The sequence below is a fragment of the Thermococcus sp. ES12 genome, assembly GCF_012027515.1.
Classification (GTDB): Archaea; Methanobacteriota_B; Thermococci; order Thermococcales; family Thermococcaceae; genus Thermococcus; species Thermococcus barossii.
In genome coordinates this window covers 275411-287590 of record NZ_SNUP01000001.1, presented here as the reverse complement: position 1 = coordinate 287590, position 12180 = coordinate 275411, and the positions used below count along the sequence as shown (strand labels likewise).

Sequence of the window (12180 nt, the reverse complement as noted above, 5' to 3'; positions counted from 1 at the left end):
CCACCTCAGCCAAAGGCAAACAGTCTGTCATCCTCTCCCCTAAAGACTCCAAGCCTTACGCCCGCATCAATGAAGCCGTGGGCATAGTTGAGCGCGGCAAAGGCCGTCACGTAGTCGCCTTTCTCGTAATAATATTTGGCGTCCTCAAAATAGCTCCTCGCCATGGTGAGGAAGTCCTGAGCGACGCTCCGGAGAAGGCTCTTTTCGTGGACGGCTATTTCGAGCGTCTTCAGCGCCTCCTCGGTGATTTTAAAGTACTTCTGGAGCTTCTCATCGGTTATCTCTCGCTCCACCGGTCTCGCCTCACGGTTGGTTGGGGGAGAGTCTTATAAACCTTATCCCACCATCAGGTACCTCCGCCAGACCAACACTCACGAGTTCCGCCGCTCTGTGGGTGCGCTTACCTCCAAAACTCTCCCGAGGGGACACGAAGGCGACGGAGCCCAAGCGTAAAGTTTATAAAGCCCGCCCGATGATAGGTAAATGCCCGCACGGGTAAGGCCCGGAGAGGGATGAGAACCGGGTTTTAAGGCCGTGCGGAGCTGTTGGGTGTGGGCCGGTAGCTCAGCCTGGTATGAGCGCCGCCTTGGCAAGGCGGAGGCCCCGGGTTCAAATCCCGGCCGGTCCACCATCCTTGGGCGGGCCCGTGGTCTAGACTGGTTATGACGCCACCCTGACAAGGTGGAGGTCCGGGGTTCGAATCCCCGCGGGCCCACCAGAAAACAAACTTTTGCCAAGCAAAAGTTTGATCAAAAGCTTGTGATTCCTTTTTATGAGGTTTTTGTTGTTGTTTTCACACATGATTGGACTACCGGTCTGTGGATTCACTTTTTAGTGGCCAACTGAATTGGTTCGCCCTAACTCGCGCTCCGAAGGAGCGCTAAAAAACGTGAACCTCATCCCATGTCTTCTATCTCTGGAATCCAAAGGTTTAAGTGGCTCCTTTGGAGAAAACCCGTTGGATGTTTAATTTATGGGGAATCACGAACTTTGGTGAAACTTTGCTTTGCAAAGTTTGATCAAAGAATACCCTCCTCGTCAGAGAAAAAAGCCAGTTGTGCACTCTTTAAAAAGCAGGTTTAAAGGGGTTTAACTTCAAACCGGCCCCTCTATGAATTTCAACTTCATTACCCGCGCCCGGAGGGTGCGCTTTTCCAGAGTGAAATATCCTGCAAAGAGCAAGTAACTAAAACCCCACCTCAGAAATGTAGATTGTAGAACAGGCACTTACTCTTCCGCCAGCGCTTGCGAGGAAACCTTTGCAAAGCAAAGTTTGCTTGGCTGGCGAAAAGTTTGGCCAAAAGTTTGTGATTCCTCTTTGAGTGGAGTTCAGTCTTCAGTTGCGGGGTTGCCGTATCCGTTCTCTAAAAGAGTCCCTCTGGCTTTGACAGGCTTCATTAAGATAAGCATCGAAAAGTTAATATGGATGTTTTTCATACTCCGGTCTGGTGAGAACATGAACCCCGTTGAGGAAGCGCTGAAAATTAAGGACGAGATAATAGCCTGGCGCAGAGACTTTCACATGCACCCCGAGCTCAAGTACGAGGAGGAAAGGACCTCCGCCATAGTCGAGGAACACCTCCGCGAATGGGGGTACAGGATAAAGCGCGTTGGAACCGGTGTCATAGCGGACATCGGTAAGGGGGAGAAGACGATAGCCCTCCGCGCCGACATGGATGCCCTTCCAGTCCAGGAGGAAAACGACGTTCCCTATAAATCCCGCGTCCCCGGGAAGATGCACGCCTGCGGCCACGACGCCCACACGGCCATGCTCCTCGGAGCGGCCAAGATAATCGCCGAGCACAGCGATGAGTTAACCGGAAGGGTCAGGCTCATCTTTCAGCCGGCCGAGGAGGGCGGCAACGGAGCGGTGAAGATGATCGAAGGCGGTGCCCTGGAAGGAGTGGATGCGGTGTTCGGCCTCCACGTCTGGCACGACCTTCCCCGCGGAATCATCGGCATAAGGGAAGGCCCCTTCATGGCAGGCGCGGGAATATTCCTTGCACGGATAACAGGAAAGGGCGGTCACGGGGCATCTCCCCACCAGACGGTTGACCCGATTCCAATAGCCGCGGAAGCCATACTCGCGCTCCAGACCATAGCGAGCAGGAACGTCCCGCCGATCGAGACGGGAGTCGTCAGCGTCACTGCCATACACGCCGGGACGGCTTTCAACGTGATTCCCGAGGAGGTTGAGATGAAGGGAACTATAAGGTTCTTCAAGCACGAGATAGGCGAGCTTATTCAGAGACGCATGGGGGAGATACTCGAAGGCGTCACAAAGGCACACGGAGCTTCCTACCGGCTGTCCATTGAGGAGCTTGTCCCACCAACGGTCAACGACGTCCGAATGGCCCGGTTTGCACGGAGGGTGGCCGAGAAGTACGGACTCAGGCATGATGACGTCGAACCGACGATGGGTGCCGAAGACTTCGCGTTCTACCTCCAGAGGGTTCCGGGAGCGTTTCTAACCCTCGGAATCTACAACGAGGAGAAAGGGATAATCCATCCGCACCACCACCCGCGTTTTGACGTCGATGAAGACGTCCTCCACCTTGGCACGGCGATGGAAGTTGCCCTAGCCTTTGAGTTCCTCAGGTGAGTTCCTTTGCGAGTATTTTAATTTCTTCCACCTTTTCAGCGCCAAAACTTTCAACGTTGCCCGGCAGGAGCGTCAGGACCCGTTCAAAACCCAGGACTTTTGCCCTGCCCAGAACCGCTTTCAAATCCTCAATCCGGCCCCAGAGTAAGAGCGCAACACCATCCCTGCCCGGAAGGCTTTTCAGCGCGTAGTATGAGCCACCGCTTCTTCCGGATTCGATGGTATAGTGAATCCCGGCGATGTTATCCTTAAAAGCGGAGAAAAACATGCTGTAAGAGCTCTGAAAGCGGCCCGCAACGAGCTCAAGGTCTTTAACCTGTTCCCAGGCGGGCTTCAAGGCTCCACATTTCCGTTGTCCCTCGCCGGAACCCACAGGGTCGTTCCGGCGAAAACCTCGGTGTTAAAGCCGAGTTTTCTGTAGAATTCCCTCGGCACTTTTATCCGGCTGAACAGTCAGCATCTCGACCTTTCGCTCTCTGGCGATCTCCTCAACGAACTCCAGTAGAAGTCTCCCGATTCCCCTGCCCCTGTACCCGGGATGAACCTCGATAACGTCCACGTGCCCTATCTTCCTGACCCTTCCAGCAATCCGTTCCTCGGAGAACAAGACCTCAACTTCGCCAACGATTGTGCCGTTTAGCTCGGCGAGAGCAACAAGCTGGTCATCGAGAAGGAGATTGTTGATGTGAACCGCGCAGGTCTCGACGCTCATCCACGGCCCACCACGGGAGTACCTCTCAGCGATGCTCAGCCCTCCGAGGTCTTCTCCGCCGGTGTGAACCCACACGATACCGCGGACGTCGTTAAGGTCTGCTTTTCTAATTTTTACCTGCCCCATAGGCATCACTCTAGGTAGCCAAACTTCTTCAGGATGTGGATTATGCCCTCCGCTCCACCCTCACCGTAGGTTTTTCCCGTTACGTAGTCCGCCTCCCGTTTGAGGCCCTCGGGCGCCTGTCCAACGGCGACTCTGTAGCCAACTGCACGGAAGGCATCGAGGTCGTTTTCACCGTCACCTATATGGGCAACCTCCTTCGGACTTATCCCCAGTATCTCGCAACCCTTTTCTATGCCAGTGCCCTTGTTTATCCAGGGCTTCTTGACATGGATGGCAAAGCCCGAGTCCACGGCGATGAGGTTAAGACCGAGCTCGGCTATAACCTTCCTGACCTCCTCGACCGGAATCGTCCTCAGAATCACGAGGCCAGCCTTTCTTTCGGGCATCGAGAAGCTGAGCACTGCTTCAGGATGGCGCCTCTTTATCTCGCTCCAGAGAATCCACTCCTCGTCCATCGTTGTGAGGTAGACCCTCTTCCTTAGCCGTCCGTCCTTAACCGACAGCGCGCCGCCGTCCTCCGCAACCACCGGCCCGCTCGTTCCTATCATTATCGCCATGGCCTCCGCAAAGGGTATTGAATTGCCCGTGACGAGCATGACGGGGACGCCAAGGCTCTCAGCAAGCCTTATGGCCCTCAGGGCATCCTCGTGGAGGCGTCTGTCAGGATAGGTTATGGTGCCGTCTATGTCAAGCGATATTGCCCTCACCCTCACTCACACCACCGAAAAAAGTTGAGGAAACCCGATAAAAGGGTTGCTGGACATCAGTGGTCCTTCATTATCTCCCTGAGAACGCTGGTCGCGTAAACCCCCTTGGGCAAAAAGAATCGGAAGCACATGCCCGTGCCGGGTATGTAGCCGTAGGTCATACCCAGAGGGCGGATGAGAAGCTCCCTCCTTCCGCCGGGCTCGGCCATGGGCTTCGGGAGCCTTCTGAAGGTATCGAGCGTGATGCCTTCCTCCTCCAGGAGTTCCTCTTCAAGCCTGCCTGGGAATCCGCTGGCTCGTCTCATCGCAAAGCCGAAGAGAGGCCCAGAAACCATCGCCTGGCCCCGCCGTATCTTTTCGTTTACAAAATCAATGTTGGTCTCCGTAACGCGGTAGGTTCTGTCGCGGTAGGGAACACCGCCCCTGACCTGGACGACGATATCTCCTATCAGAGCCTCGTTCAGAGGAATACCTTCCTCAATCCTGCGCGACAGGTACAGGTTGAAGAGGTAGCTCTGGTAGGCGTGGATGAAGATGCGCATTATCGGAAGAGGCAGCGAGAGGAATGCCTTCTTCCAGCTTCCGGTTTCTTTGTACCTGTGCAGCATAGCCCTCTCGTAGCGGAGGAAGTTCGGAAACTCTTCAAGGGCCCTGTCAACATCGCCTGTCTCCCAGAAATGTCTTCTGGCTTCATCACCCTCCATTCCCCCCTCGTGGGCCCCAAGGAAGAGCCTTGCGGCGTCCTCAAAGTCTCCCCGAAGGAGGAGCTTTCCAATGAGGTGATTGGTAACGCGCCTTTCCCCAAACCGCTGGTAGCCGAAGTAGTTGGGGAATCCGCCCTTCTCGCGGAGCTCCCGAACTATCCCCCTCGTCCGCTCGAAGGCCCTCTCATCAACGTCCCTCATGATTATCCTGAACCTGTTGCCGAGAAGATGACCCAGCTTGATAAAGCGGCCGTAACTTACAAAGGTCAGCTCAATATCCCGGATCTGAACGCCTTCAACTTTTTCCCTTGCATCCACCGGCACGCTTATGTACTGGTACGTTACCGCGTGCCTGTCCTTCGTCCCGGCGAAGCCCACTTCGCGGTAGCTTATTCCGGCACGCTTGGCTATTTCCTTTACTGCCGCCATGGTGTCCCAGCTGCGCTTCTTGAGGAGGAAGATGGCGTGCTTCCGGCCCTCGAATATTGAAGGCAGCGGGTCTTCAATGACAATAAAGTCTTTGGGTTGAACCTTTATCCTGCCCCCTATGCCGGGCTTCTCGCTCAGGTATCTAAACCGGGAAAAAAACTCGTGGTGATCCATGGCTCACACCAGCTTCAGATGCCCCGTGACTTTGTCCACCAGCTCTTCCGGAGCAGGGCCGACTGCCAGGACGGTTATAGTCCCAGGTGGAATTTCGGTTAGGCCCGCGTCCCTGATGAGGGCAGTTGGAATGCCGAGCTTCTCCGCGTGGGCCTTCAGCTCGAAGAGCTCCCTCTCATTCTCCGCTTTGACAACGACCTTTTTCTGCCCCTCATGGAACCAGGCCTTGAACCATTCCGGCTTCTCCTTCTGGGCCTTCAGGGCCGCCGTTACTGCCCCATGGGCAACCTGCACTGCGAACTTGCCCTTACTGAGCTTCAAATCCTTCCTCGCGACTATGACCTGCTTGTATCTGAACATGTCCCATCCCGAGGGGAGTGAGAAAAGGGGCTTATAAATTTAAGGAAAGAAAGGTCAGAGTTCGGTTATCTCGGTGCTTTCCTTCTCCTCTTCCTCGACCTTCTTCGGCAGTCCTCCGGGGCGCCTGCTCTTCTTCCTCTCAAGTTTCTCCCTGAGCTTCTCCGACTCGTCCCAGTACTTGTAGGCGACTCCAGCGAGCACGAAGACCACTATGATAAGGAGTATCGCGAGAGGCTTCCACGGGTTGCCTGTCGGGCTGTATGTTTCGGCAATTCCCTTGAGCTCCTCGGCGAGAGGTGCCGGGTCGTTCATCTTGGCAAGGGTCTGGTTGACGTAGCCCGGAAGTTCCTCAGGAGTAGGCCAGACCTCGACCTCCTTGATGACCACCTTGGGCGGGATGCTGTTGATGGTAACGAGGTTGCCGAGCTCAAGCCTGTGCTCGTTGCCGAGCGGGTCGAGGTAAACGAGGGTAGCCCTTATGTTGGTGAGGTTTTCCCTGAGCACTGTTAGGTCTATCTGGACCGTCTTGGTTTCACCTGCTTTGATTGTCCCTATCCCTATTGATGACTGTCCGTCGAGACTGGCTGGGATGTCAAGGAGCAGGGTGGCGTTCGTTACGAACTCGTAGTCAGGATTGCCCTGACCTGCCGAGAGCACGAATTTAACCTTGATGGTGTCACCGACCTTCGCGCTCACGTAGTTGCCCCATGTGCCATTGTAAGCCTGAGCAGTAACGTCTATGGTAGGTATATTGTAGACCTTGATGCCGCTGAGAATCGGGGAGTATATCGTCCTCTTCTGCCCGGTTTCTAGGCTCTTGTCGTCGTAGAAGGTAACGATGGCCTTGCCAATCTCAAACTCTCCGACCTTGGTGGGCTTGAGGACGTAGATGAGCGCCGGCATGCTGGTGAATGCCGGGAACGTCTTGAGGGTCCAAGTTTTGGTCATACTCACAAGCTCAAAGTCGTTGGGTATCGGGGCCGCGACGCTGACGTCGTAGGCGTCTCCCCTTCCAAGGTTCTGAACGTTTATCGTGACAACGAGGTTGTCATCGAGCAATATTGCCTTCGGAACTGCATCTATTTTGGCTATGATATTAGCCTGGCGGAGAATTGGGGTCACCTGAGAGCCGGCAGGGCCATAAACCCTGATTATCGCCCTCTTGTAATCCGGTTCAACTTTCTGAACCGAGAGCTTTAGCGGGGCATTGGGGACGTTCTTAGGCTCGTCCCCGACCTCGAGGAGCATCGTCCCAAGACTGTAGTCACCCCTGAGTGCCTCAACCTTAACCACGTCTGGAATTGTAGAGACGAGCTTTACGTAGTAGGTGATGTTGTCAACCGTTATCGGGAGCTTTTCGTTAACATAGAGCAGGTCATTGTAGAGGAGGACGGTCTCGACCTGTTCCGGCGGGTTCACTTCACCTCCCTTCTTGACAATCTGGAAGTTTGTGGATGCAACCTTTGGGACATAGACGTTTATTGTGGCACCGTTGTTCACTGTGTTCGTAACCTCTATGGAGAGGTAGTTGGAGTAGGAGTGGCTGGAATCCAGCTTGTATCTAACGCTACCGGCGGAGCCCTTGTCTATAGTGAGCGTGTATATATCGCCGTAGGGCATGGTGACCTTAAAAGAGGCGGTATCTCCTGAAACGGATGTCAGTTTTATTCTGATCTGCGGAAAGCCCTCTGGTAGGGTTATCTCGTCACCAACAACAAGGTTCTTGCTGGAGAGGACCCTCTGAAGGGGCGATTTCAGCTCCAGAAGGATGGATTTGGTGTCATACCTAATCCACACGAGGCTCACGTTCAGGTAGACGTTCGCACTCGACGGGTAGAGGAGGTATCCGTCCTGGCGGATGACGTATCTGAGGGGTCCCTGTGGACCGTCAACCTGGATGTATATCTTGCTCCAGTTGGGATTGACATCGGCGAACTGTACCTCAAAAGGACCGAGAACAGCTTTGTCTCCCAGTCCCAGGGAGACGCTGGATATGCTGGCGTATTCAGGCACGCTTGCGGATTTTACTAGGTGCACCACAGGTGTCAGGGAGAGAATCATCAGACCCAGCAGGATTAAAGCGGCTACCTTTTTCATATCTCCAGCCTCCAAAGAGTAGTTAACTAATCACCAAAAGGAAAAGGTGATATAAAGATGTTACGGTGTTAATCTTCTCCTGTCCCTTGGGAACAGGATGACTTCCCTGATGTTGCTGAGGTCGAGCATCTGTTTTATCAGCCGCTCGGCACCAAGACCGAAGCCGCCGTGAGGGGGCATTCCGTAGCGGAAGGCCTTGAGGTAGAACTCGAAGCTGGCCGGGTTCAGTCCCTTCTCCCTAATCTGCTCGGTGAGGATGTCAACCCTGTGTTCCCTCTGGCCGCCGGAGGTTATCTCCACACCCCGGTACTCGAGGTCGAAGGAGCGGCTTATCTCTGGCTTGTCGTCGTATTTCATTATGTAGAACGGCTTTGCCTCGCTGGGATAGCGGTAGATGAAGTAGAGTGGAGCGTTCTCGTTCTCCATCATGTACTTCCCGAGGAGCCTCTCGCCCTCGGTGTCTATGTCCTCTCCCCACTCTATGCTCTTGCCCAGGTCAGCGAGGATTTCAAGTGCCTTGTCGTAGGTAACGCGCGGGAAGGGAAGCTTCGGCTCCTCAAGCTCGAAGTTGAGGGTCTGGAGCTCCTTGGCGTTGTGCTCCCTTACGTAGTTTATAGCGTGGGCCACCAGCCTCTCAAGGAGGCCCATCACCTCTTCCTCGTCCTCTATGAACGCCATCTCGGCGTCGATGCTCCAGGCCTCGTTGAGGTGTCTGGTAGTGTTGTGCTCCTCGGCGCGGAAGATTGGGGCTATCTCGTAGACCCGGTCAAGCCCGGTGGCCATCATTATCTGCTTGTAGAGCTGGGGCGACTGGGCCAGAAAGGCGTCCTTCTCGAAGTACTTCATCGGAAAGAGTTCCGTACCGCCCTCGGTGGCGGTGGCGATTATCTTGGGCGTGTGCACCTCGATGAAGCCCTCGTCGTGGAAGAAATCCCTGACGGCCTTGAAGACGCTCGAGCGTATCTTGAAAATCGCCATTACTTCTGGTCTTCTTACGTCCATGAACCTGTTGTCGAGCCTCGTGTCGAGCTCCGCCTTCACCTTGCCAGTCGGGTCAAGGGGGAGCGGGCTTTCCGCCCTGCTGAGAACCTCCAGCTTTTCTGGGAGGATTTCAAAGCCCAGCTTTGCCTTCGGGGTGAAGTTCACCACGCCCTCAACGGCGATAACGTCCTCTGCGTTCAGCTTGGGTATGAGCTTGAAGAGTTCAGGGTCAACCTTCTTCTTGGGGGCGGTTACCTGAACTATACCCTCGCGATCCCTTATCCAGAGGAACTTTATTCCGCCGAGGTCCTTGATTTCCCATACCCAGCCGGCAACTCTAACGCGCTGACCGTTGAGCTCCTCCGTAATCTGGTTTGAGTAGTGCGTCCGATACATCCTCAAAACCTCCATGGGGAAAAGGAATCAGATGAAGTTTATCTTAACGTCCTCCCCGGCTATCTGGGAGAGTATGCTCTCCAGCACCTCTGCCTTCTCGGGGAGCTTTCTTCTGTCCCTGTTGAGCACGAGAACCTTGTAATAGGTTCCCCCACCGGGTTTGTAAACTATGTTAACTCCAAAGACCCCTGCGGGGTAGAGCAGGTCCGTGGCGAGCTTCTTAACGTCGTCGGTTCCCTTGACCTCAACGGCTTCAATGACGCGTATCCTCTTGCCGAGCTCCCTCATGAGGGCCTTTATATTCTTGCCGCCCTTACCGATGGTTATCGGAACGTCTCCCTCTCCAACCACGATAACTATGAGGTCCCCGGCTTCGACGGCCTTCTTAAACTCCATGTCAGCGTCGCCGATAAGCTTGTACAGGAGTCTCGCAACTTTAACATCCAGCTCGGAAATAACTCCATCCTGAAGTTTTTTCTCGTCCGCCGGGCACAGAATATCGTCGGTCTTCAAACACACCTCACAGATTGGCGCCTTCATCTCCTCACCTCCCTTGCCTGAAGAATGAACCTAAAGGGCTAACCCTTAATTCTGGAAGTCATTTAAAAACCTTATTATGGGGGAAAGGGAAGGAAGAAGTTCAAATCTCGCCCTCTATCTCGCGCCTTATGCGCTCGACGAATTCCTCAGTGAAGCGGTGCCGCTCCATGGCCATCTTTTTTGCCGTCTCCGTGTACATAAGGTCCTTAAGCTTCAGTATCTTTTCCTCGAAGTGCCTGAGCGAGGCCTCCACGTCCCTCCCGTGCTCGCCGGAATACATGAAGACCCTCGCGATTCCTATTGCGCCAATGGCGTCGAGCTTGTCGGCGTCGCTTAGTATCTTGGCTTCCAGCGTTTTCGGTTCGGGTCCGCGGGAAAAGCGGTGGGCCTCGATGGCATGGGCAACGGCCTCGATTTTATCCTCGGCATAGCCAAGACTCCTGAGGTACTGTCTCGCTATCCTCGCCCCCTCAAGTGCGTGGTCTTTTACCTTTCCGGCACTTTCGAGGGGCCGCGCAATGTCATGAAGGAGCGCCGCCAGTGCCAAGACCTCAAGGTCGGCCCCTTCAGCCTTTCCTATGTGCATGCAGAGGTTGAAGACCCTCTCAACGTGGCTGAAGCCATGGGTTCCCTCCCGCTCGAAGAAGTGCCTGGCATACTCCCGGGTCCTCTCTATGAGCCTGAGGCTTTCCTCGCTGGTTATGAACTCATCGAGCCTCATTCCATCACCTTAGGGCCTCATTTACGAGGGCGTTTAAAAGCTCAACGATTTTCTCGTGAACGTCAAGGCTTATTCCATCAACCGTTGGAGCTTGGGTTTTGGAGACACCGTCTATAAGGCCGAGCTTTGAGATGGCCCTGACTATCGTTCTCTCGTCCCAGCCGAGGAGGAGTTCACGGCCAAACTCTACCGACGCCTGAGCCACGAGCCCATAGGCTCCCCAGTTGGAGACGGCGGAAAGGATGAGCTCGTCGGTCTCAACAACGCTGGCTATCTTATCCCCATGGGGAACGTACCTCTCGATGAGCTTGACCACTTTGCCCATTCCTGCCTCGTTTCCACCGTCGCCTATTCCTATCGTTGGTATCCCCAGCTCCCTGGCCTCCAGAACGGCCCAGTCAAACGTTTCCCTGGTTATCTCCAGGCCGCTCATGGAGTAGTACTTTCCGTCCCTTGCCCTTCCAGGGGTCTCCACGGCGATAACCAGGGAATAGTTCCCAACGTCAGGTCTGTCCGTAAAGCTGAGCCCGAAGGGTTCTAATGCGTTCATCACCTCTGGATACGTGAGTATCTCAGCCCGTCCCCCGAGGGTCTCGACGGCCTTCGCTATGGCCAGAGCACCGGGCGGGCCGTCAGTCTCGGCCTGCATCACGGGCGGAATCGGAAACCCGGTTATCACCAGAACGCGCTCATAATTATCCAAGAACATCTTTGCAGAATTATGTAAAAAGCTGGGGTTTTCCCTGCGGTAGTCCAGGTAAACGCCCAGCGTGCCCCTGTTGCCAACATCGGTGTTTATGAGGTGGGCTATCATTCTTCCACCTCGTAGACGACGACCCTCACCTTCCTGCCCTTTATGGCCTCTTTAAGCTTCCACCAGAGCTCAGTCGGCTCCTCGCTCCTGTGGACCAGCTCATCTCCATTTTCGAGCCTGACCTTTTTCTCGTGGTATCTGACGAAAACACCCTCCATATTGAATATCTCCTTCATTCCCATCCCCCCAGTATCTTTCTAAGTTCATGAAGGGTTCTGATTTCATAGTCCGCCATGTTATAACCCTTTTCTCCATCACGGTTTATCCAGACCGCGACCATTCCAACGTTCTTGGCTCCGTAAACGTCCTGGCTCAGGGAATCCCCGACCATCATGGCCTCATCCGTATCCACACCGAGCCGCTCAAGGGCATAGAGAAATATCTTCGGCTCGGGTTTTATAGCGTTCACGTCGTCCCTAGTGACGACGACGTCGAAGTAATCAAGCAGACCGGCGAGCTTGAGCTTCAGTCTCTGGTACTCAGGACCGCTCGTGACCACCCCGAGGAGATAACCCTCCTCCCTAAGCCACTCCAGGGTAGGAACCGTGTCCGGGTAAACGTGGAGCTTGTGGGGGTAATTCCTGAGCAGGTCCTCGTAACTGAGGTCGAGGTCGAAGAGCCTGAAGAAAAAGTTCCAGTCGTGCCAGTCGTAGGTGTCCCTTCTGCCGAATATCTCGCCGAGGAACTGCTCCCTGGCCTCATCCTTGCTTATTCCAAACTTCTTCGAGAGTCTGTCGTAGACCTGCGGGAGAAAGAGCTGGATGAGCGGCATCTCGGTTAGTATCGTGCCGTCTATATCAAAGAGAACCGCCCTCAT

The 12180-nt window shown here is 54.6% G+C and carries 14 protein-coding genes and 2 tRNA genes; 3 read left to right on the top strand and 13 right to left on the bottom strand.

Annotated features, from left to right (window positions below):
* Positions 1-5: 5 nt before the first annotated feature.
* A complete protein-coding gene (locus E3E37_RS01565; protein ID WP_088864305.1) occupies positions 6-293 on the bottom strand; it encodes a DUF357 domain-containing protein in 288 nt (95 codons plus the stop codon).
* Between the two features lie 260 nt (positions 294-553).
* Between E3E37_RS01565 and E3E37_RS01560 the strand changes: the two genes are divergently transcribed.
* The 3 genes from E3E37_RS01560 (at position 554) to E3E37_RS01550 (ending at position 2602) form a co-directional block, all read left to right on the top strand.
* Positions 554-631: transfer RNA gene (locus E3E37_RS01560), tRNA-Ala, on the top strand.
* Positions 632-640: 9 nt separating this feature from the next.
* Positions 641-718 (top strand) — tRNA-Val (locus tag E3E37_RS01555).
* 738 nt (positions 719-1456) lie between these two features.
* A complete protein-coding gene (locus E3E37_RS01550; protein ID WP_167714503.1) occupies positions 1457-2602 on the top strand; it encodes a M20 family metallopeptidase in 1146 nt (381 codons plus the stop codon).
* Here the strand turns inward: E3E37_RS01550 and E3E37_RS11630 are convergent.
* The 12 genes from E3E37_RS11630 to E3E37_RS01495 all read right to left on the bottom strand — a co-directional run bounded on the left by E3E37_RS11630 (position 2595) and on the right by E3E37_RS01495 (position 12180).
* Complete coding sequence (locus E3E37_RS11630) at positions 2595-2939, bottom strand: hypothetical protein (RefSeq protein WP_240921882.1); 345 nt, start codon at positions 2937-2939, stop codon at positions 2595-2597. The genes E3E37_RS01550 and E3E37_RS11630 overlap by 8 nt on opposite strands.
* Before the next feature lie 63 nt (positions 2940-3002).
* Positions 3003-3440 carry a GNAT family N-acetyltransferase gene (locus E3E37_RS11625; protein ID WP_240921881.1) on the bottom strand — a complete coding sequence of 146 codons (438 nt, stop codon included), beginning with the start codon at positions 3438-3440 and terminating at the stop codon, positions 3003-3005.
* A 5-nt stretch (positions 3441-3445) separates the two neighbouring features.
* The gene (locus E3E37_RS01540) at positions 3446-4153 is read right to left on the bottom strand and encodes a phosphoglycolate phosphatase (protein ID WP_167714502.1); all 708 of its coding nucleotides are present in this window, start codon (positions 4151-4153) and stop codon (positions 3446-3448) included.
* A 50-nt stretch (positions 4154-4203) separates the two neighbouring features.
* Positions 4204-5454 (bottom strand): tRNA pseudouridine(13) synthase TruD, encoded by a 1251-nt coding sequence (gene truD / locus E3E37_RS01535; RefSeq protein WP_167714501.1) that lies wholly within the window; start codon positions 5452-5454, stop codon positions 4204-4206.
* A 3-nt stretch (positions 5455-5457) separates the two neighbouring features.
* A complete protein-coding gene (gene pth2, locus E3E37_RS01530; RefSeq protein WP_167714500.1) occupies positions 5458-5814 on the bottom strand; it encodes a peptidyl-tRNA hydrolase Pth2 in 357 nt (118 codons plus the stop codon).
* 54 nt (positions 5815-5868) lie between these two features.
* Entirely contained in the window at positions 5869-7911 is a 2043-nt protein-coding gene (locus E3E37_RS01525) for a hypothetical protein (protein ID WP_167714499.1), read from the bottom strand.
* A gap of 60 nt (positions 7912-7971) precedes the next feature.
* Complete coding sequence (aspS, locus tag E3E37_RS01520) at positions 7972-9288, bottom strand: aspartate--tRNA(Asn) ligase (RefSeq protein WP_167714498.1); 1317 nt, start codon at positions 9286-9288, stop codon at positions 7972-7974.
* Between the two features lie 27 nt (positions 9289-9315).
* Positions 9316-9828: a KH domain-containing protein gene (locus E3E37_RS01515; protein WP_167714497.1), complete on the bottom strand. Its 513-nt coding sequence runs from the start codon at positions 9826-9828 to the stop codon at positions 9316-9318.
* Between the two features lie 100 nt (positions 9829-9928).
* Entirely contained in the window at positions 9929-10549 is a 621-nt protein-coding gene (locus tag E3E37_RS01510) for an HD domain-containing protein (protein ID WP_167714496.1), read from the bottom strand.
* A 4-nt stretch (positions 10550-10553) separates the two neighbouring features.
* A complete protein-coding gene (locus E3E37_RS01505) occupies positions 10554-11363 on the bottom strand; it encodes a glutamate cyclase domain-containing protein (RefSeq protein ID WP_167714495.1) in 810 nt (269 codons plus the stop codon).
* Positions 11360-11539 (bottom strand): hypothetical protein, encoded by a 180-nt coding sequence (locus E3E37_RS01500; RefSeq protein WP_167715247.1) that lies wholly within the window; start codon positions 11537-11539, stop codon positions 11360-11362. The genes E3E37_RS01505 and E3E37_RS01500 overlap by 4 nt, the downstream gene beginning before the upstream one ends.
* The gene (locus E3E37_RS01495; RefSeq protein ID WP_088864293.1) at positions 11536-12180 is read right to left on the bottom strand and encodes a TIGR02253 family HAD-type hydrolase; all 645 of its coding nucleotides are present in this window, start codon (positions 12178-12180) and stop codon (positions 11536-11538) included. The genes E3E37_RS01500 and E3E37_RS01495 overlap by 4 nt, the downstream gene beginning before the upstream one ends.